The organism is Streptomyces doebereineriae, assembly GCF_031845645.1.
Lineage (GTDB): Bacteria > Actinomycetota > Actinomycetes > Streptomycetales > Streptomycetaceae > Streptomyces > Streptomyces canus.
In genome coordinates this window covers 161659-180125 of sequence record NZ_JAVREZ010000011.1, presented here as the reverse complement: position 1 = coordinate 180125, position 18467 = coordinate 161659, and the positions used below count along the sequence as shown (strand labels likewise).

At 70.2% G+C, this 18467-nt stretch carries 17 protein-coding genes and 1 pseudogene; 9 read left to right on the top strand and 9 right to left on the bottom strand.

Annotated elements, in window-relative coordinates; genetic code table 11:
* Nucleotides 1–27 precede the first annotated feature (27 nt).
* From RNB18_RS29580 to RNB18_RS53790, 3 genes are all read right to left on the bottom strand, one after another.
* Nucleotides 28–867, bottom strand: a complete 840-nt coding sequence (locus RNB18_RS29580; protein WP_311717174.1) for an ABC transporter ATP-binding protein — start codon at nucleotides 865–867, stop codon at nucleotides 28–30.
* Nucleotides 840–1745 (bottom strand): ABC transporter permease, encoded by a 906-nt coding sequence (locus RNB18_RS29575; protein WP_311717173.1) that lies wholly within the window; start codon nucleotides 1743–1745, stop codon nucleotides 840–842. The genes RNB18_RS29580 and RNB18_RS29575 overlap by 28 nt, the downstream gene beginning before the upstream one ends.
* A 124-nt stretch (nucleotides 1746–1869) precedes the next feature.
* A complete protein-coding gene (locus RNB18_RS53790; RefSeq protein WP_350495123.1) occupies nucleotides 1870–1953 on the bottom strand; it encodes a putative leader peptide in 84 nt (27 codons plus the stop codon).
* A gap of 122 nt (nucleotides 1954–2075) precedes the next feature.
* On the opposite strand from RNB18_RS53790, the gene RNB18_RS29570 reads away from it, so the two are divergent.
* The 3 genes and pseudogenes from RNB18_RS29570 (at nucleotide 2076) to RNB18_RS29560 (ending at nucleotide 3344) form a co-directional block, all read left to right on the top strand.
* On the top strand, nucleotides 2076–2504 hold the full coding sequence (locus tag RNB18_RS29570) for a YjbQ family protein (protein WP_311717172.1): 429 nt from the start codon (nucleotides 2076–2078) through the stop codon (nucleotides 2502–2504).
* Nucleotides 2505–2555: 51 nt separating this feature from the next.
* Nucleotides 2556–2851 (top strand): annotated as a pseudogene (locus RNB18_RS29565) (transposase family protein); the annotation flags it as partial.
* A 34-nt stretch (nucleotides 2852–2885) separates the two neighbouring features.
* Nucleotides 2886–3344, top strand: a complete 459-nt coding sequence (locus RNB18_RS29560) for a hypothetical protein (RefSeq protein WP_311717171.1) — start codon at nucleotides 2886–2888, stop codon at nucleotides 3342–3344.
* Nucleotides 3345–3770: 426 nt separating this feature from the next.
* Here RNB18_RS29560 and RNB18_RS29555 read toward each other — a convergent pair whose 3' ends face one another.
* Together RNB18_RS29555 and RNB18_RS29550 are read right to left on the bottom strand one after the other, a co-directional pair.
* Nucleotides 3771–4445 carry a polysaccharide lyase family 7 protein gene (locus RNB18_RS29555; protein WP_311717170.1) on the bottom strand — a complete coding sequence of 225 codons (675 nt, stop codon included), beginning with the start codon at nucleotides 4443–4445 and terminating at the stop codon, nucleotides 3771–3773.
* Nucleotides 4446–4614: 169 nt separating this feature from the next.
* Nucleotides 4615–6102: an extracellular catalytic domain type 1 short-chain-length polyhydroxyalkanoate depolymerase gene (locus tag RNB18_RS29550; RefSeq protein ID WP_311717169.1), complete on the bottom strand. Its 1488-nt coding sequence runs from the start codon at nucleotides 6100–6102 to the stop codon at nucleotides 4615–4617.
* A gap of 304 nt (nucleotides 6103–6406) precedes the next feature.
* Between RNB18_RS29550 and RNB18_RS29545 the strand changes: the two genes are divergently transcribed.
* Together RNB18_RS29545 and RNB18_RS29540 are read left to right on the top strand one after the other, a co-directional pair.
* Entirely contained in the window at nucleotides 6407–7828 is a 1422-nt protein-coding gene (locus RNB18_RS29545) for a tannase/feruloyl esterase family alpha/beta hydrolase (protein WP_311717168.1), read from the top strand.
* A 41-nt stretch (nucleotides 7829–7869) separates the two neighbouring features.
* A complete protein-coding gene (locus RNB18_RS29540) occupies nucleotides 7870–8979 on the top strand; it encodes an acyl-CoA dehydrogenase family protein (RefSeq protein WP_311717167.1) in 1110 nt (369 codons plus the stop codon).
* A gap of 82 nt (nucleotides 8980–9061) precedes the next feature.
* Here RNB18_RS29540 and RNB18_RS29535 read toward each other — a convergent pair whose 3' ends face one another.
* From RNB18_RS29535 to RNB18_RS29520, 4 genes are all read right to left on the bottom strand, one after another.
* Complete coding sequence (locus RNB18_RS29535; RefSeq protein WP_311717166.1) at nucleotides 9062–10498, bottom strand: aldehyde dehydrogenase family protein; 1437 nt, start codon at nucleotides 10496–10498, stop codon at nucleotides 9062–9064.
* Nucleotides 10495–12027 (bottom strand): GMC family oxidoreductase, encoded by a 1533-nt coding sequence (locus RNB18_RS29530; RefSeq protein WP_311717165.1) that lies wholly within the window; start codon nucleotides 12025–12027, stop codon nucleotides 10495–10497. Before RNB18_RS29530 ends, RNB18_RS29535 begins: the two co-directional genes overlap by 4 nt.
* 185 nt (nucleotides 12028–12212) lie before the next feature.
* Entirely contained in the window at nucleotides 12213–13544 is a 1332-nt protein-coding gene (locus tag RNB18_RS29525) for an MFS transporter (RefSeq protein WP_311717164.1), read from the bottom strand.
* Between the two features lie 364 nt (nucleotides 13545–13908).
* On the bottom strand, nucleotides 13909–14799 hold the full coding sequence (locus RNB18_RS29520; protein ID WP_311717163.1) for a LysR family transcriptional regulator: 891 nt from the start codon (nucleotides 14797–14799) through the stop codon (nucleotides 13909–13911).
* Nucleotides 14800–14947: 148 nt separating this feature from the next.
* On the opposite strand from RNB18_RS29520, the gene RNB18_RS29515 reads away from it, so the two are divergent.
* The 4 genes from RNB18_RS29515 (at nucleotide 14948) to RNB18_RS29500 (ending at nucleotide 18450) form a co-directional block, all read left to right on the top strand.
* On the top strand, nucleotides 14948–15394 hold the full coding sequence (locus RNB18_RS29515) for a nuclear transport factor 2 family protein (RefSeq protein ID WP_311717162.1): 447 nt from the start codon (nucleotides 14948–14950) through the stop codon (nucleotides 15392–15394).
* A 75-nt stretch (nucleotides 15395–15469) separates the two neighbouring features.
* Complete coding sequence (locus RNB18_RS29510; protein ID WP_311717161.1) at nucleotides 15470–16666, top strand: NAD(P)/FAD-dependent oxidoreductase; 1197 nt, start codon at nucleotides 15470–15472, stop codon at nucleotides 16664–16666.
* Nucleotides 16667–16729: 63 nt separating this feature from the next.
* Nucleotides 16730–17563, top strand: a complete 834-nt coding sequence (locus tag RNB18_RS29505) for an NAD(P)H-binding protein (RefSeq protein WP_311717160.1) — start codon at nucleotides 16730–16732, stop codon at nucleotides 17561–17563.
* A 227-nt stretch (nucleotides 17564–17790) separates the two neighbouring features.
* Entirely contained in the window at nucleotides 17791–18450 is a 660-nt protein-coding gene (locus RNB18_RS29500) for a DUF1772 domain-containing protein (RefSeq protein ID WP_311717159.1), read from the top strand.
* Nucleotides 18451–18467 lie beyond the last annotated feature (17 nt).

Below are 18467 nucleotides of genomic sequence, written 5' to 3'. Positions count from 1 at the left end.
TGGAACTTGGTTTGTGGGTAGGGGAGTTCAGGCGGCTTCGGCTGCGGTGTCGACGCCCAGGCGCTCCAGGAGCTGCCCGCGGATCTCCGCGAACCGGGGATCGGTGATGTCGCGCGGCCGGTCGAGGTCGATCGTCTGCTCGTGCGCGATGACACCCTGGTCCATCACCAGGACACGGTCGGCGAGCAGCACGGCCTCCTCGACGTCGTGCGTCACGAGCAGCACCGCGCAGCCGCGCCGCTGCCACAACTCCCCGACCAGACGCTGGGCCTTGATCCGGGTGAGGGCGTCGAGCGCGCCGAACGGCTCGTCCAGCAGCAGGAGATCGGGCTCGCGCACCAAGGCCCTTGCCAGCGAGGCGCGTTGGGCCTCGCCTCCGGAGAGGGTCTTGGGCCAGGCGTCCGTGCGGTGGCTCAGGCCGACCTCCCCCAGTGCCTGGTCGGCGACGGCGCGGGCGGGCTTGCCCGGCAGGCCGAGCAGGACGTTGCGCCACACCTTCTTCCACGGCATCAGTCGGGGTGCCTGGAAGGCGACCGCCTTGCGGCGCGGGACCAGGACGGTGCCCTCGATGTCCCGGTCGAGTCCGGCGAGGATGCGCAGCAGGGTGGACTTGCCACAGCCGCTGCGGCCCAGCAGGGCCACGAACTCGCCTGCGCGGACGTCGAGTCGGAGGTCGTCGATGACGGCGCGGCCGTCGAAGGAGCGGGTCAGTCCTTCGACGCGCACGGCCTGCGCGGGGCGGGGTGCCTCGGCCTTGGCCTTGGGCTTGAGTTCCGTTGCGGCCTCGGTTCCCTCGGCCGTGGATGCCCCGGCCGTGGGTTCCTCGGTCACCTGGTGGTTCACCGGCCTGTGAACGTCGGTCGCCATTGCAGCAGCAGCCTTTCGAGGGAGCGGACGATGAAGTCGGCCAGCAGGCCGAGGAAGGCGTAGACGATGAGGCAGACCACGATGACGTCGGTGCGCAGGAAGTCCCGCGCCTGCACCATCAGGAAGCCGATGCCGGAGTCCGCGTTGACCTGCTCGGCGAAGACGAGGGCGAGCCAGGAAATGCCGAGCGAGTAGCGCAGACCGGTCATGGCGCCGGGCAGCGCGCCGGGCAGGATGACATGCCGTACGAGCCCCCACCGCGAGAGACCGAGGGACTCCCCGGCCTCGATCAACTGGGCATCCACGCCACGGATGCCCGCGTAGACGTTGAGGTAGAGCGGAAAGGTCACGCCGAGCGTGATGATGGCGATCTTCGGGGCCTCGCCGATGCCGAACCAGATGATGAACAGCGGGATCAGACCGACGAACGGCACGGTCCGCAGCATCTGCACCGGGGCGTCCACGATGTCCTCGCCGATCCGGAACAGACCTGAGACGAGGGCGAGCCCGGTGCCGATGACTGCGCCGAGGAGCAGCCCGCCCGCGACCCGCTGCAACGAGGTCGTCATCGCCGAGGTCAGCGAACCGTCGGAGATCAGATCACCCGCGACCTGGGCGATCCGGCCGGGGGAGGCGAGTACGTCGGCGGTCAACACACCGGTGCTGCTGAGGAGTTGCCACAGCACCAGCAGCAGGACCGGACCGCTGGTTCGGCGCAGCCAGCGGGGAACGCGGGTGCGGCGGGAGGAGGCGGGGACGATCGGTTCGAGGTCGAGGTCGGGGTCGGGGCCGGGGGGAGTGGGCTCGGCGGCGTCCGGGTGGGAGGTTTCCGGAATATCGGTTTCAGGGGAACCTGGCGGGGCGTGGCTGATGCTCATGATGCTCCACGGAGGGGGAGAGCGACCGGCGAGGGGCACGCCTCGACGCCGCCTGAGCACGGCACGGATCAGCGTGCGCGCCGGTCGGCGGAACGAGGGTGCGGGAAAAGTGGGGAGAAGGGCGTCAGCAGCCGCGGCGACACGCGGCGGAGGCCACCCGCAGCAGGTCGATGTGACCGCGCGTGGTGAGCAGGACTGAACGCAACATGGGGCCGAAGCTAGCCAGTCGGCGTGTCCACGGTCAATGGCGTCTCGCGGACTGGACCCGCCGTATCGCAGGATGGTCCAGGAATGATGAGTGAATCCGGTCCCAGGGGTGAGGATGGGGGCATGGCAGACGCTTTCACCACCCGAATCCTGAACGTCGCCTCCGGTTCGACGGAGCGGATCGTCGACCTCACCGGCGACTGCGAGGCCTTCCTGAGGGAGGTCGCCGCAGGCCGTGACGGCCTCCTCAACGTCTTCATCCCGCACGCGACAGCAGGCGTCGCGCTCATCGAGACCGGTGCCGGCAGCGACGACGACCTCCTCGCCGCCCTCCACACCCTTCTCCCCGCCGACGACCGCTGGCAGCACCGCCACGGAAGCCCCGGCCACGGCCGCGACCACGTCCTCCCGGCGATCGTCCCGCCCCACGCGACGCTGCCGGTGGTGAACGGACAGCTGGAGCTGGGGACTTGGCAGTCGGTGTGCCTGGTGGATACAAATCGGGATAATTTGCAACGAAAGGTGCGAGTCACCTTTCTTGCGAGTTCCTGACCTGGGTCCTGATCGGCCGTCGTCTGGGGTGGGCTGGACGTAGCGGCGGACGTCAGCAAGGCCGTGAGTGTCCTGGCCGTCCTCGCCCCCCACGATCCAGCAGGTCATGGCCGTCGCCGCACGGAAGGCGTTCGTGATCCTGGACGGGACCCTGCTTGCCGTCGACCGACTCGGGGCCGACCGTCCGTTCCATTCCAGCAAGCACGGCAGGCAAGGCATGAACGTCCAGGTGCTCACCGACCCGTTCGGAAAGCTCGTCTGGGCATCGCCGGCCCTGCCAGGCGCCGTCCACCATCAAGGCGGCCCGCACTCACGGCCTGCTCGACGCCCTCAGCGGCGGCGGCATCCCGTGGCCTGCTCGCTAAGTGCGCGGATCTTCGCATGGACGCGGACGCGATGGCCACCCTCAAGTCCTGGCGCCTGCTGGGGAAACTCCGCTGGAGCTCACTGCCTCGGCATGAGGATGGAAGCCTCGCGGCCTCCTATACTCCTGGCGTGTCTGATACGTCGAACCTGTTCCACGTCTCGTCCGTGCTCAATCGGCGGTCGATCGCACAGCATGGCCTGGACTGGACCCGCATGGGCGCCGCACGGGGAATCGCCGGCAGCCGTCGCCCCGAGGTGGAGGGGATCTTCGTCTGTCGGGACGAGGAAGAAGCAGGGTTCTTCCTCCAGATCATCAACAACACCGGTGGGCCGGCCGATCTCTGGTCCGTGGACGGCATCGATGAAGGGTTGCTCCTCGACAACGGCAACGGCTACGTCTATCTACCCTGCCGCATACCAGCCGCGCGAGTCCGCCTCGTGCGATCAGCCGTTCATCCTCAGCATGATTTCTGAGTTCGTCCGGCGAGACGGCAGGGGCCAGGCCCACGTGGAAACCGGCTGAGAGCTCGGCGAAGGTGTGGGCGGAACGCAGGAGCCTCAGCGCGGAAGTGGGCAGATCCCACCGGGTCGGATGGGTGGGGACTCAGGCCCCCAGGTGGAGCAGGGCGCTGTTGGTCGACGGCCCAGTTACCTGGGGCGTCGTTCTTCCGTCACCGCAACCGCTGTACCTCACACCCCGGTTGGAAAAGGCTCCGTGTCCGGAAGAGGATCTGGGCTGAAGGGCGTCCGCGTCCCGCTCCAAGGCGGGTGATTCTGGCGGCGCCCAGGGCGCGGTTAAGGAGTCGTCGCCTCCCGGCCCTGCGCCGTCCAAGTGGGCAACTGTCCGGCGCAACCCGACGTACCGGACAGTTGCCGGTCAGCTCCGCCGGCCCGTGGAGATCACCGCGTCCAGTACCGGATGTTGCGGAAACGGGCCTCCACGCGCCCCGAGCCGTGGTTGTAGACGCCGTTCTTGAAGTAGCGGGTGGCCGGTCCCCGGTCGGCGACCGTCAGGACGAGGGCGTCGTCGAAGTAGACCTTGACCGTGCCCGTTCCTGTGCTCGCCTGGTGGGCGATCTTCACGTTGAACCAGGTGTCGTAGGCCCCGGTTTTGAGGACCGTGCCGTCGTAGCGGCGCACGGTGCCCCCGCCCGTGTCGTAGACGTTGAGCATGATGTCGGTGGCCGGAGTCCCGGAGGGGTGGACGCTCCGCAGGATCTGGACGAAGGAGGCGCCGTCCGAGCCGGAAGGGAGATAGACGTCGGCGTCCCACATGCGATCGCCCGTGGTGTAGTCGACCTTCCAGCGCATCTCCGTGCGCGGATCGGTGGAGCTGCCCTCCTCGAAGGGCTCGTCCGTGGCGTACACCCACATCCGGTGGACTCCGCTGCTGTAGCTGTGACGCTCGCTCAGGTCGAGGTTCCAGGGCTTCTGCCAGCTGTAGGTGAACGACGTCTGCCTCCAGCCGTCGGTCGGGTCGGCGGCCACCGCCGCGCCCGCGGGCCGGGGGAGGGCGAGTGCGGGGCCGCCGGCCAGCAGTCCGGCCGCTGTCCGTAAGACGGATCTCCTGTTCATCGGGGTGTCCTTTCCGTTGCGTGAGTGAAGGTCGATCCGTCGGGAGGGAACACCAATACATCGGAGGAGTCAATGACTTCGACCGCGCCCAGTGCGCGTATAGATGATTCTGGGGGTGACTTTGCGGGCAACTGTCTTCTGATACACCCGATGTATCGATCGTCCAGGATCAGGCTGGACAGCCGGAGTCCGCGACGACGTAGTAGCCGGGCCCGGTCTGCTCGAGGGTGTGCCCGGTGAAGGTGTTCCACAGCCCCATGGGCTCGTCGGAGCCGTTGGCATAGGTCTGACCGCCACTCTGATGCGCGCGTCCGGCGACCGTGTGGTCGTAGTTGCTCGCCGTGTGACACGTGGGCGTGAACCCGGTGGTGGATGCGGTCACCGCGGCGGAGACCGCGCCCGGCGCGCCTGCCGCGTCCACGGCTGCCACGGTGTAGTTGTACGTCGTGCCTGCGGTCAGGCCGGTGTCGCTGTAGGCGGTCGACCCGGTGGTGCCCACCTTCGTGCCGTCTCGGTAGACGGTGTACGAGGCCGCGTCGGGCACCGCGTTCCAGCTCAGGGCCGCGGTGGTGCCGGTGGTCCCGGTGACCGTCAGCCCCGTGGGCGCGGGCAGGGCGCCGGTGCCCTGGTCGTGGCCGTCGAGGCCCCAGAAGCGGACGGTGTGGTAGCTGGAGCAGATGGTGTCGAGGTAGTACGTGCCGCTGGCGCCGCACTGCTCGGTGCCGCTGCCCGGGTCGACCGCGAGCCCGTGCGCCATGCCGGCGACCGAGTAGACCTCGACCGCGGGTCGGCCGGAGGTGTCGTCGTAGGCGGTCAGCGTGGTGCCCCCGCCCAGGCTCTCCGTGCGCGAAGGCGTCTGGCCGATGCCCCACACGTCGGTCCACTGGTCGCGCAGCTCGGCGGCGTTGGCGGGTCGGACCGTGGTGTCGGCGGAGCCCTGCCAGATCGCGACGCGCGGCCACGACGAGGTGCCGGCGGGAGCGGCGGAACGCACCAAGTCGCCCCATTGGGCGGGAGTCCTGTCCGGTGGGCTGTACATGCAGGTGTACGCCGCGGATACGGTGGTCGCGCAGTACGCGGGCAGACCGGAGTCGATGGCCCCGCCCGCGAAGACGTCGGGGTACGCGGCCAGCAGGTTCGCGGTCATGCCGCCACCGGCGGACAGGCCGGTGACGTAGACCTGTCGGCTGTCGCTGCCGTACTGCGAGACGGCCTTGTCGACCATCTGCCTGATCGACAGTGCCTCGCCCCGACCGCGCGAACTGTCCCCCGGCTCGAACCAGTTGAAGCAGGAGTTGGCGTTGTTGGCGCTGCTCGTCTGGGGGAAGACCAGCGCGAAACCGTAGCGGTCGGCGAACTTCGGCCAGCCGGAGTGGGCGTAGTAGTCGCTCGCGCTCTGGGTGCAGCCGTGCAGGGCGATCACGAGCGGGGCGCCGGACGGCAGGGCGTCCGGCGCATAGGCGTACATGGACAGGTTGCCGGGGTTGGTGCCGAAGCCGGTGAGCTGGGTCAGGCCCGCGGCGGACGCCTGCGGGCCCATGGCGACCAGGCCGGCTGTGAGGGCCAGAGTGCCCGCGGCGGCGGCGACCCTGCGGCGGATGCCTCTGACGAGGCTGCGGCCCTTGGTGAAGCGGAACGGAGGATGCGACGGTCCCATGACGACTGCCTCCTGATGCACGGGCTCCTGATGCACGGGCGGGGCCCGTTGGTCGGTTGCCGTGCATCATCGGGGCGCGTCCGCCGGCCTCGGCATGGGCTGGACAGCCAGGACCGAGGGAAGCGCTGTGTGACGGCCGCCCATAGTCGCTCTCGCGCTCGTCCGCGCAGGACCTGCCTCCCGATCCGGGGTGGTGTCCCGCACCATCACCGGAAGGCTGACGGTGGTTGGCCGACCCATGTCTGAGGCGGGTGGGGCGCCCTAGTCTCCCGCGCATCCCTGCAGCGTCCTCGGAGGCACACTGATGCGTCTGTCCCCAAGATCTCCGTCAGGCTCCTGGCAACACCGCGTTCCCACGGCCCTCGCCGTGGCCGCTCTCGTGCTCACTCCCACGTCCGCCACCGCCGCATCGGCGAGTCCGGGCGGGCACTGCGCGCACCGCGAGCAGTTGCGCGTACCGGGTGCCGAGCGTCAACAGGCGGCGTGTCTGGCCGAGTTGACCACGGCCGGCACGGTCGCATCGGGGCACACCGACCCGGCCGACTGGGCCGGGCTGACACCGAAGGACCTGACCGTCCCCAGCGGCGTCCCCGGCATTCAGATCGACGGCTACTTCCCCGACACCTCCACCACGAACACCAACCACGGCTGGAGACACGACTCCCAGTTCGTCATCCGTCTGCCCGACCGGTGGAACGGCGGCCTGGTGGTCGCCGGCACCCCCGGCAACCGCGAGCAGTACGCCAACGACCGGGCCATCGCCGACTCGGCACTGTCCCGCGGCTATGCATACGCCGCCACCGACAAGGGCAACACCGGCCTCGCCTTCTACCGGGACGGCAAGGCGCCGGGCGACGCCATCACCGAGTGGAACGCACGGCTCACCCAGCTCACCCGAGCCGCCCGGGTCACGGTCGCCCGGCGCTACCACCGCCCGCCCTCACGCACCCTCGTGACCGGCATGTCCAACGGCGGATACCTGGTGCGCTGGCAATTGGAGAACCGTCCCGAGCTCTACGACGGCGGAGTCGACTGGGAAGGCACCTTGTGGCGCCCCGAAGGGCCCACCCTGCTGGACTTCCTGCCCGAGGCGCTGCGCCACTACCCGCTGTACGCCGCCGGGGGCGGACGCGCCCGGGAGGCGCAGGAGGCCCTGCACGCCGCGGGGTTCCCGGCCGGGTCGGAGTTCCTCTGGCCGTATCACCACCAGGTCTACTGGGACCTGACCCAGCGCATCTACCGTGAGGAACTCGACCCCGGTTTCGACGGGGCGACCGAGGCGGGTACGCCGTACTGCGCGGCGGGGACACCGGCCTGCGACACCGACTACGACTACGCGACGCGTCCCGACGAGGTGAGGCGGGCCGTGGCGAGGATCGGCCTGACCGGACGGATCGGCAAGCCGCTGATCACCCTGCACGGCACCCTGGACGTCCTGCTGCCGATCAGTCAGGACTCCGATGTCTACGCCCGTATGGTGCGCGACGCCGGACGAGACGGTCTGTACCGCTACTACCGCATCGAGGGCGGCACCCACACCGATGCCCTGGCCGACGTGTTCCCGGACCGGCTGCGTCCCCTCGCGCCCTGCTACCGCACGGCGTTCACGGCTCTCGAACGCTGGCTCGGCACAGGACTGCGGCCGCCCCCCTCCTGGACCGTGGACCTGCCCGCCGGGGCGGAAACCGCGACCCTGGTGAACAGCTGCTCCCTGGAAGGGCAGTAGAGGACGTACGGTCAAGCCCGGCTGTTCGAGGGGAATCCGTCATGAGGCAGGTCGACCAGGTGCTGGCGGTGGTGGCCGAACGGCGCGCTGAATTCGAGGAGAAGCGGCATGTCCCGCCCGACGTGGTCGCGGAGTTCAAACGCGCGGGAATCTACCGGGCGGGCGTGCCGAGGCGGTTCGGCGGGGATGCCCTGCCACCGGCGGAATTCCTTCGCTTCATCGAGCGGATGTCCGCGGTCGACGCATCGGCGGGCTGGGTCGCGAGCTTCGGCTCGTCGGCCGTCTACCTGGCCGCCCTGCCGCTGGAGACGCAGGCGCTGCTGTACGCCGACGGGCCCGATGTGGTCTTCGCCGGGGGCCTGTTCCCGGTCCGGCCCGCAGAGCGCGTCGACGGCGGTTACCGCGTCTCGGGCCGGTGGCGGTTCGCCAGCGGATGCACGGGCGCGGACGTCCTCGGCGTAGGCATCAAAGCCGGTGACAACGAGGCCGGGCGCCCGCTGACTGCCGTACTGCGGCCCGAACACGTCGAGATCGACGAGAACTGGGACGCCATCGGCCTGCGCGGCACCGGCAGCCACGACCTGGTGGTCCACGGAGTCGTCGTACCCGAGGAGTGGACCTTCGTGCGCGGCGGCAGACCCACTGTCGACGAACCGCTCTACCGCTATCCGACCGTCCCCTACGCCGGCCAGGTCCTGGCCGTGGTCGGCCTCGGTGTGGCCCGGGCAGCCCTCGACCATGTCATGGACCAAGGCGCCCGCTCCACGTACACGGGTGCCCCCAAGCCCGCCGACCGCGCCACCTACCGCATCGCCGTCGGCCAGGCAGAGGCCCAACTCCGGTCAGCGCGCGCCTTCTTCTACGAGAGCACCGAGGACGCCTGGTCCACGGTCGTGGCGGGCGATCCCACGACTCCGGAGCAGGCGAGCCTGTTGCGGCTGGCCTCCGCCCACCTCGCGAAGACCTCCCTCGACGTCGTCCGGGCCGCCTACCACCTGGGCGGCATCGCCGCCATCGCCGGCGGCAGCCCCTTGGAACGCCATCTGCGCGACGCCTCCGTCGTCCCGCAGCATGCCTTCCTGCAGGAAGGCATGTACGACGGCGCGGGTGCGGTCCTGTTGGGCGTGCAGCCGTTCCCCGGCTATCTCTGACCTGCCGATCCTGCCGATCCTGCCGGTGTCCAACGTCTCGTCAGTAGACGCACAGACCCGCGCCTCGTGACGGGCGGGCACCTCAGGCGAGCGAGGTCCACACGCTCTTGACCTCCGTGTACGCGTCGATGGCTCCGCTGCCCATCTCCCGGCCCCAGCCGCTGGCCTTGAACCCGCCCCAGGGGGCCGAGGCGTCCACCGGGTTGGGCATGTTGATGAACACCGTGCCCGCCCGGATGGAGCCCGCCACGCGGTGCGCCGCGCCCACGTCGCGGGTCCATACGGCCGCCGCCAGGCCGTACTCGGTGTCGTTGGCGCGGGCGACGGCCTCGTCCTCGTCGTCGTACGGAAGGACGGACAGCACCGGGCCGAAGATCTCCTCGCGGGCGATGCGCATGTCGTCCCGTACATCCGTGAACACGGTCGGCTGGTAGAAGAAGCCCGGCAGGTCGTCGACCGGGGCCCCGCCGGCGAGCAGCTGGGCGCCTTCCTGGACCCCGCTGCGCACGAGCGCGTGGACGTGGTCACGGTGTTCGTCGGTGACCAGGGGGCCGAGTTCGGTGTCGGGCGCGTTGCCCGCGCCGAGCCGCATCCCGCTGACGGCCTTGCCACAGCGCTCGGCGAACTCGTCGGCGAGGGAGCGGTGGACGAGGAACCGGGTGTAGGCCGCGCACACCTGGCCGCTGTTGAGGAGCGCGCCCTGAAGACAGCCCGCCACGGCCGCGTCCAGGTCGGCGCCGGGCAGCACGAGGCTCGGTGCCTTGCCGCCGAGTTCGAGCGTGACACGCTTGAGGTTGCCCGCGGAGGCCCGGACGATGTCCCTGCCGGTCTCGGTCGAACCGGTGAAGGAGACCTTGTCCACGCCCGGGTGCTCGACGAGGGCCCGGCCCGCCTCGGGGCCACCGGTCAGCAGGTTGATGGCGCCGTCCGGCACACCGGCCTCCCGGCACAACTCGACGAGCCGCACCGTGGTCATCGGGGTCTGTTCCGCGGGTTTGACGATCACGGTGTTCCCGCAGGCGAGGGCCGGTGCGATCTTCCAACTCGCGATCATGAGCGGGAAGTTCCACGGGGTGATCAGCGCGCACACTCCCACCGGCTCGCGCTTGGTGTACTGCAGCACGCCGGGGAAGGACAGCGGCGCCGTCTCGCCGTAGATCTTGGTGACCCAGCCGGCGTAGTAGCGGAAGTGCTCGGCAGCCGCGGCGACGCTGACCGCCATGGAGATGCCGAGCGGCTGGCCCTGGTCGCGGGTCTCCAACTCTGCCAGTTCCTCGGCGTGTTCTTCGATGAGGTCGCCGATGCGCCACAGGATCCGGGCGCGCCGGGCCGGGGTGAGTCCCGCCCACTCCGGGTTCTCGAGGGCGGCGCGGGCGGCCCGTACGGCCGCGTCGGCGTCCGCGGCCCCTGCCAGGGAGACCTGGGCGTGGGGCTGCCCCGTCGCCGGGTCCAGGGTCTCGAACTCCGCTCCGGAGGCCGCGGCTTGCCACTCGCCACCGATGAAAAGGGTGTTGGTCACAGCTGTGCTCCCAGGATGAGGTCGGCGCAGCGCTCGCCGATCATGACGGCAGGTGCGTGGGTGTTGCCGGAGGTGACGGAGGGCATGACGGAGGCGTCCGCGACGCGCAGCCCGGCCACGCCGTGTACGCGCAGCTGCGGATCGACGACCGCCGTACGGTCGATGCCCATACGGCAGGTGCCCACCTGGTGGTGATAGCTGAGGAGGGTCCGCTTGATGTACGCGGCCACCTCCACGTCCGTACGCACGTACGGTCCGGGTGCGACCTCGCGGGCCCGCCAGTCGCCCAGCGACTTCTCCTCGCCGATCTCCCGCACCTGCTGCACGGCCCGCACCATGGCGGCGAGGTCCGACGGCTCGGAGAAGTAGCCGGGATCCAGGGCGGGAGCAAGGGTGGGGTCGGCCGAGCGCAGCCGCAGGCGGCCCCGGCTGAGCGGACGGATCGTCCCGGCGAGGACCGAGAAGCCGTGACCCTCCTCCGGAATGCTCATGTCGGGTACCGGCAGTGGCAGGTGGGACATCAGCGGCTGCAGGTCCGGCACCGCCAGCGCCGGGTCGGACTTGGCGAAGTAGTGGGCCTCCAGTTTGTTGGCCGTACCCTGCGGCACCGGCCGTGCCGACTCCCACACCACCGGAGCGAGGGTGTGGTCGTGCAGGTTGGCGCCCACTCCCGGCAGGTCCGCGGTCACACCGATCCCGAGGGCCCGCAGCTCGTCCGCCGGCCCGACACCGCTGAGCAGGAGCAGCTGGGCCGATCCGATGGTGCCGCCGGACAGGATCACGTCGCCTTCGCAGCGGATCTCCGTCGTACGGCCCTCGCGCAGCAGCTCGACGCCCCGCGCCCGGCCGCCGTCCACCAGGACTCGCGTGACCGCGGCGCCGGTCATCACCGTCAGCAGCGCACTGTCGAGCACCGGCTCCATGAAGGCGGTCCACGCGCTGACCCGCCTGCCGTCGCGGATGTTGCGGTGCAGCAGGTTCACACCGAGCTGGTCCTGGCCGTTGCAGTCGTCGTTGTACGCGATCCCGTAGTCCTGGCAAGCCTCGATGAAGGCGGTGGTGACCGGGTTGGGGGAGTGGTTCCGGCTGACGGGCAGCGGGCCGCCGGCCCCGTGGTAGTACGACGCGCCGTCCTCGAAGTCCTCCGAGCGCTTGAAGTACGGCAGCACCTCGTCGTACGACCAGCCCGCAGCTCCCTGGTAGGCCCAGCTGTCGTAGTCGGCCCGGTTGCCGCGGACGTAGATCATGCCGTTCAGGGCGCTGGAGCCGCCGAGGACCTTGCCGCGCGGCCAGAACACCTGGGTGCCGGAGGAGTGCTGTTGGCGTTCGGTGGTGTACGCGTGGTCCTGCGGGGAGTTCCACAGTTCCCACAGCCGCCCCGGGTCATGGATGGCCGGGTTGTCGTCCCGGTCGCCCGCCTCGATCAGCAGGACGGTCCGGCCGGCGTCCACGAGTCTGCGGGTGAGGGCACAACCGCCGGAGCCGGCGCCCACCACGATGTGGTCGTAAACGGTGTGTGTTGCTCGCATGACGGGAGGGTCACAGGCGGACGGGCTGCCGGCTTGTGCGGCGGTGCACCGTGTCTTGTGGAGGCGGGCACGAACGGCTGAATGCGGGTCGGGACCGGAGCACAGCTCGTCCCCAGACAGCACGCGACGGCCAGGACCACCTCGGTGGTCCTGACCGTCGCGGAGTTCGTGGCAAAGGGGCCGAGTCAGGACACGGCGGCGGCGCTCGTGGTTCGCTCCGCAGCGCCGTCACGGACCGCCGCCGCGTTCTTCCTGCGCAGGACGGCGGGAGCCGTCTCCTTCAGCCCCAGCGCCAGCAGGACGACCAGCCCGGCACCCGCCGCCGAGATGTACATGGCCATCTGAAGCCCCCAGTTGTCGGAGGCCCACCCGGCGATCACCGGAGCGAGGAAACCGCCGGCGAGCTCACCGATGCCCATGACCAGGCCCAGGGCGGTCGCCAGCGCGCCACGGGGAACGGTCTCCGCCGGGATGGTCGCCATGAACAGGGTGAAGCAGCCGAGGCCCGTGTACGTGAGCACGACCACCGCGCCGAGCACCACGGGGCTGCTCACATACACCACGGCCAGGGGGCAGAGCGCGGCCATCACCGTGAAGACGATCAGAGTGTTCTTGCGGCCGAAGCGGTCCGAGATCCCCGGTGTGACGAAGCCCCACACGACCCACGCCACCCCGAGGCAGGTCACGACGCCGCTCATCGTCGCGGGTGAGAAGCCCTTGACCGAGGTCATGTAGACGGGCGCGAACGTGATGATGACGAAGAACCAGGTCATGTACGCGCAGGCGATCAGCACGCAGAGGATGATGTTGCGCTGCCGGAGGATGCTGCCGATGCTCGGCTTCGCCGCTGCATCCACGGCTTCCGCCACGGGCTCCGCCATCACACAGCCACCCGGCGGCTCCTCCCGTACCGACCGCCAGATCCACAGGGCGAGCAGCAGGCCCGGGACGATGGTGATGACGAACGCCAGTCGCCAGCTGTACTGCGTGGCGATCCACACCACCGCGAGCGGGCAGAGGATGCCGCCCAGCAGCCCGGCCGAGGACCCCTGCAGCAGGCCCATGTTCAGCCCGCGCCGGTGCTCCTGTGACGCCTCCACCATCAGGGACTGCGACGCCGGCAGTACGGCACCTTCCGCCAGCCCCATCAGCGCCCTGGCTCCCAGCAGTGCGGCGAATCCGGTGACCAGCCCGCTCGACGCCGAGAGGCAGGAGAAGAGCACCACCGCGATGATGATCACGGGCTTACGACGGCCGAGCCGGTCGGACAGGCGTCCGGAGATCATTCCGGACAGGGCCCAGGTCAGGGCGAGGACTCCGGAGAGCGTGCCCAGGGCGGTGTTCGAGAGGGGGATGTCCTTGCTGATGAAGGGGACGAGGAAGAGAAGTGCCTGCCGGTCGAAGAAGACCAGGCCGAAGCCCAGGAAGAGGATGACGAGCAGCTTGTTCTCGTAGCGGCGGGCGTCGGGGCCGGCGCCTCCGAGCGGAGGGGACGCGGCGGATCGCTTTCTCAGCATGAATGCCTCATTCGTCGGATGAGCGGGTGCCGGAGAGGCAGGAAGGGAGGGCCGTGGGGAGCATTGACAGCACGGGGCTGTCGATCAGCGCAGTGATGCGCTTCGGCCCCGGGGGAGGTCGGGACGTCAGCCCGTTCCTGTGTCCGTGGATGTTCCTGCGTAAGCCGCTCATGGGCGCCCGCCAGGCGGGCCCGTGAGGAGTGTGCGGCTCTCTCTCACGACCGGAGGGTGCACCCCGGCGGCTCACTCCGGCTTGCGTGTTGGTGCACCGGCCCTTGCCGGGGCGGGCACGATCGGCAGATCCGCTCAAGGGCAGCGAAACCGCGCGACCGCCGCTGAGCGCTCCAGCCAGTGCGAGCCGCTGTCACATGGAGATGGGGCCGAGGTCGGCGGCGGTCTGGGCCAGTGCGCGGAGGGTGGGGCCGTCGGCGCTGGATCGCCACGTGAGGGCAAAGTGGATGGTCGGGGCGTCGTGAACGGGGAGGAAGACGATGCCGGGGGGACGGTTGTAGCGGGCGGCGATCTCGCCCAGCGGGTGGACATACCGTCCGGAGGCGACCAGGGAGAGGATCTCGTGGAACGTCCGCGCGACGGGCCCGCGCGGGATGCGGCGGCCGAGCGGCGTACGCGTGGGGACCATGGTCGTGACCCAGTACTCGGGGGCGTCGGGGCCGAAGTCGACGACATGGTTGTCGCCGAGGTCTTCCAGTGACGCGGTGCCGCGCTCGGCCAGCGGATGGTCTGCCGCCACGGCGAGTACGCGTCCTCCGGTCAGCACGGTCGGGCCGACGGTGAGGTCCGGTTCGGCCACCGGAAGCCACAGCACGTGCGCGTCGTGCTCTCCGGTGCGCAGCGCGCCGAACGGGTCGTAGCCGTTGATCTCGCCGAACTGGACATCGCTGCCGGGGTGGCGGGAGCGGAAGGCCTCGATGAGGGGGCGCAGTTCGTGGCCGGCATGGCCGAACACACCCAGATGCAGGGTCTGCCCCGTCCCCGCGCCGGCCGCTTCGGCGCGGGCGAGCCCCTCCCGGAGAAGGTCGACGGCCTGCTGGAGGTCCTCGCGCAGACGCCGGCCGACCGGGGTCAGGGCGACGCGCCGGCTGGTGCGGTCGAACAGGACGACGCCGAGACGCCGTTCCTGTTTGGCGATGGCCTGACTGACGCGGGCCTGGGACACATGAAGCCGCTCCGCGGTGCGGCCGAAGTGCAGTTCCTCGGCCAAGGTCAGGAAGATCTCGATGTCACGCAGCTCCATGCACAACCCCCGTCCATGCATAACCGCCACATTATGAATAGCCCAAGAAACCTTACATTGTTCCGCCTGTCGCCCGCATCGATGCTGGATCCATCACCACCGGACAGGCGGCACCCGCCTGACGCACACATGGATGGGGAGGGAACCGATGGGCGACATGCGGGCCATCACCGATCGCGTGGAGATAGAGGCGCTGCGAGCCGAGCTCACGGACGCGGTGATGATGCGTCACTTCGAGCGCGCCGCCTCGCTGTTCACGCCGGAGGGCGCCATGCGCTGGCCGCACATCGACAAGGAGTTCGTCGGCCGCGAGGAGATCCGCGCGGGGATCGAGTGGGGCCAGTCGCTCTGGGAGTTCTTCGTGCAGAACGTCCACCCGGGCGTCATCCGGCTGGACGGCGACACCGCGGCCGGCCGGGCGTACGTCCAGGAGTTCGGACGGATGCGCGACGGCAGCTCGCATCTGAACCACGCCGTGTACCACGACCGTTACGAGCGCACCGCCGACGGCTGGAAGTTCAGCGAGCGCGCCTACGAGGTCCGGTACCTGGACTCCACCCCGCTCCGCGGCTCGGCGCCGCAGCGCCTCAGCTGATCCGTCCGGCACGCCGTCACGGCGTGCCGAGTCGACAACTCGCGTGCGAATCCCTGAAAGCGGAGGAGAGAAACCATGGCTGAGAACATCGAGGTCGTCGTGATCGGCGGCGGCTACGCCGGCGTCATGGCGGCCAACCGGCTGACACAGCGCGACGACGTGACCGTGACGCTGATCAACGCCCGCCCGGACTTCGTCGAGCGGATCCGACTGCACCAGCTGGCGGGCGGGACGCACCAGGCCGTCAACGACTACCGGAAGGTCCTGGGCGAGAGCGTCCGGCTGGTGGTCGACACCGTGACCCGGATCGACGCGACGGGGCGCGGGGTGCGGCTGGCGAGCGGCGGCACGGTCGGTTACGACTACCTGATCTACGCGGTGGGCAGCGGCAGCGCCGACCCGGGCGTGCCCGGAGCTGCCGAGTTCGCCCACCCGATCGCCACGTTCGAAGAGGCGCAGCGGCTGCGGTCGGTCCTGGGCGCCGCTCCCGCCACGGCCCCGGTGACGGTGGTCGGAGCCGGTCCGACCGGCATCGAGACCGCCGCCGAACTGGCGGAGGCGGGCCGCACCGTGACCCTGGTCTGCGGCGGGCTGCTCGGCCCATACCTGCACCCGAACGGCCGCCGCTCGGTCGCCAAGCGGCTGGCCGGCCTCGGGGTGACCGTGCTGCAGGGCCCCGGCACGAAGGTCACGGAGGTGACCGGCGACACCGTGCGGCTCGGCGACGGCCGTGAGCCGGCGAGCGAGGTCACCATCTGGACCGCCGGGTTCGGCGTGCCGGACCTGGCCGCCCGCAGCGGGCTCAGCACCGACACCCTGGGCCGCCTGCTCACCGACGAGACCCTGACGAGCGTCGACGACGAGCGGATCGTCGCCGCCGGGGACTCGGCGGCACCGTCGGACATGCCGTTCCGGATGAGCTGCCAGGCCGCCGGCCCGCTGGGCGCGCACGCCGCCGACACGGTGCTCAGCCGCATCGCGGGCAAGCGGCCCGCAGCGATCGACCTGGGGTTCGCCGGCCAGTGCATCAGCCTGGGGCGCCGCTCGGGCATCTTTCAGTTCGCCCACAAGGACGACACCGCCAAGCGGCTCCACGTCGGCGGCCGGACAGGCGCGAAGGTGAAGGAACTCGTGTGCAAGCTCACCGTCAAGCAGCTGGTGGACGAGGCACGCAAGCCCGGCTCCCACACGTGGGCCAAGGGCGAGCAGGGCCGTCGGCTGCTGCGGGCCCAGCGCCGCGAGACGGCGGCCACCGCCGAACAGCCCGCCTGAACCGCGATCATCCACCGCCCAGCATCGGTATCGGTACACGCACTAGGAGTTAGGGGTTCAGTCATGATCCTGATTACCGGGGCCACCGGCGTCGTCGGCCGGGAAACCGTCCGCCTCCTGATTGAGGGGGGAGCGAAAGTCGCCGCCGTCACCCGCGACCCGCACGCCGAACTCCCCGCGGGAACACAGCTCGTCCACCCCGCGAAGGTTCCCGCCATCGACGGTGTGGAGGCCATCCTGCTCAGCCCGCGTGCCGCCGGATCCACCGCTGTCGACCTGTTGGCCCGCGCCCGCGAGACGGGCGCGGCACGGGTGGTCGTACTGTCCTCCGTGACCGTGCAGTACCCGGCCGGGCACGCACGCTTCCGGCAGCAGTTCCACGCGGTTGAGGACATCGCCAAGGGGAGCGGCCTGGACTGGACGATCCTGCGCTGCGCCGATTTCGCCGCCAACACCCTGGCCTGGGCCGGGCAGATCCAGGCGACCGGGACCGTGCGGGGGGCCTATCCGCACGCGAGGACCTCGACCGTCGACGAGCGTGACATCGCCGCGGTGGCCGCCCTCGCCCTGACCCACCCGCAGCACCGCGCTCAGACGTATCTGCTCACCGGAGAGCAGTCGCTGAGCCAACCGGAGAAGGTCGCCACGCTCGGCACCGCGCTCGACCGGACACTGTCGTTCGTCGAGGCCGCACCGGACGAGATCCGCCGCGGCATGCTCGCCGCCGGCCTGCCCGACGAGGTACCCGACCGGCTGCTCGGCTCGCTGGCCGACTACGCCCGCGAAGCCGGGCCCACCACCGACACCGTGCGGCGGCTGCTGGGCCGCCCGGCACGCACGTACGCCACCTGGGCGCAGGACCACCGTGCCGCCTTCACCGCAGGCGGACCCCGATGACACTCACCATCGTGGCCGCCACCGGCCGTACCGGACGGCAGCTGGTCGAGCAGGCGTAGCCGGAGGGCATGACGTCACCGCCGTTCCCGCCGCCCACGTGAGCTGCCGGGCGGCCTCCGGACGGTCGCCGCCGACGCGGCGGTACGCGGTGCCGACGCCGTACTGTCCGCGCTCGGCCCGCGAAACCCGCGCACGGACGCGGGCATCACCTCGGCGACGGCTTCTTCATGCGCTACCTGGGAGTCCCGTTGACCCGGGCAATGTTCGGCCGGCACCACGCCGACCTCGCCGTCACCGAGCAGACCCTGCGCGACAGCGGACTGGAATGGACGGTGTCGCGCCCGCCCAGCCACGCACACACCTCGAGAAAGAGCGTGATCATGACGAAGTACGCCCGTTTCGTCAGCCTCGTATGCGCGGGACTGTTCGCCGGATTCCTCACGTCAGTCCTCGTCCTGGAACTCTCGCTGCGCGGCTTCGACAGCACCGTCTACACCCAGGTCCGGCTGGTCGAACTGGACTCCCTCGACAAACTCGCCGTCGCCACACTCCTGCCGGCGCTGATCGCCACAGCGGTACTGGCTTACCGGACCTACCGAACAACCACCGGATGGTCGACCGTGGCCGCACTCGCCCTCCTGGTCTTCGTTCTCGGCCTCACGCTCCTCGTCAACCTGCCCATCAACTCCGACCAGCTCCACTGGAACGCCCAGTCCCCGCCCTCCAACTGGACCGACGTACGGGATCGCTGGCAGATCGCCCACGCCGTTCGGACGGTGGCCGCGGTTCTCGCCTTCGCGGTCCTCGCCCTTGCGGCGCCGTTGCCTCGTACACGTCCTTCAAGCTCGCCGAACACCTCGACGCGGAGAGATCGGCTGCGCGCATGAGGTGAGGGTGTCCAACG

Bases quoted from the DNA above. Each gene is read 5' to 3' on its own strand.
- RNB18_RS29580 (WP_311717174.1), bottom strand. From the start codon at position 867: ATGGCGACCGACGTTCACAGGCCGGTGAACCACCAGGTGACCGAGGAA.
- RNB18_RS29575 (WP_311717173.1), bottom strand. From the start codon at position 1,745: ATGAGCATCAGCCACGCCCCGCCAGGTTCCCCTGAAACCGATATTCCG.
- RNB18_RS53790 (WP_350495123.1), bottom strand. From the start codon at position 1,953: ATGTTGCGTTCAGTCCTGCTCACCACGCGCGGTCACATCGACCTGCTG.
- RNB18_RS29570 (WP_311717172.1), top strand. From the start codon at position 2,076: ATGGCAGACGCTTTCACCACCCGAATCCTGAACGTCGCCTCCGGTTCG.
- RNB18_RS29560 (WP_311717171.1), top strand. From the start codon at position 2,886: ATGGACGCGGACGCGATGGCCACCCTCAAGTCCTGGCGCCTGCTGGGG.
- RNB18_RS29555 (WP_311717170.1), bottom strand. From the start codon at position 4,445: ATGAACAGGAGATCCGTCTTACGGACAGCGGCCGGACTGCTGGCCGGC.
- RNB18_RS29550 (WP_311717169.1), bottom strand. From the start codon at position 6,102: ATGGGACCGTCGCATCCTCCGTTCCGCTTCACCAAGGGCCGCAGCCTC.
- RNB18_RS29545 (WP_311717168.1), top strand. From the start codon at position 6,407: ATGCGTCTGTCCCCAAGATCTCCGTCAGGCTCCTGGCAACACCGCGTT.
- RNB18_RS29540 (WP_311717167.1), top strand. From the start codon at position 7,870: ATGAGGCAGGTCGACCAGGTGCTGGCGGTGGTGGCCGAACGGCGCGCT.
- RNB18_RS29530 (WP_311717165.1), bottom strand. From the start codon at position 12,027: ATGCGAGCAACACACACCGTTTACGACCACATCGTGGTGGGCGCCGGC.
- RNB18_RS29525 (WP_311717164.1), bottom strand. From the start codon at position 13,544: ATGCTGAGAAAGCGATCCGCCGCGTCCCCTCCGCTCGGAGGCGCCGGC.
- RNB18_RS29520 (WP_311717163.1), bottom strand. From the start codon at position 14,799: ATGGAGCTGCGTGACATCGAGATCTTCCTGACCTTGGCCGAGGAACTG.
- RNB18_RS29515 (WP_311717162.1), top strand. From the start codon at position 14,948: ATGGGCGACATGCGGGCCATCACCGATCGCGTGGAGATAGAGGCGCTG.
- RNB18_RS29510 (WP_311717161.1), top strand. From the start codon at position 15,470: ATGGCTGAGAACATCGAGGTCGTCGTGATCGGCGGCGGCTACGCCGGC.
- RNB18_RS29505 (WP_311717160.1), top strand. From the start codon at position 16,730: ATGATCCTGATTACCGGGGCCACCGGCGTCGTCGGCCGGGAAACCGTC.
- RNB18_RS29500 (WP_311717159.1), top strand. From the start codon at position 17,791: ATGCGCTACCTGGGAGTCCCGTTGACCCGGGCAATGTTCGGCCGGCAC.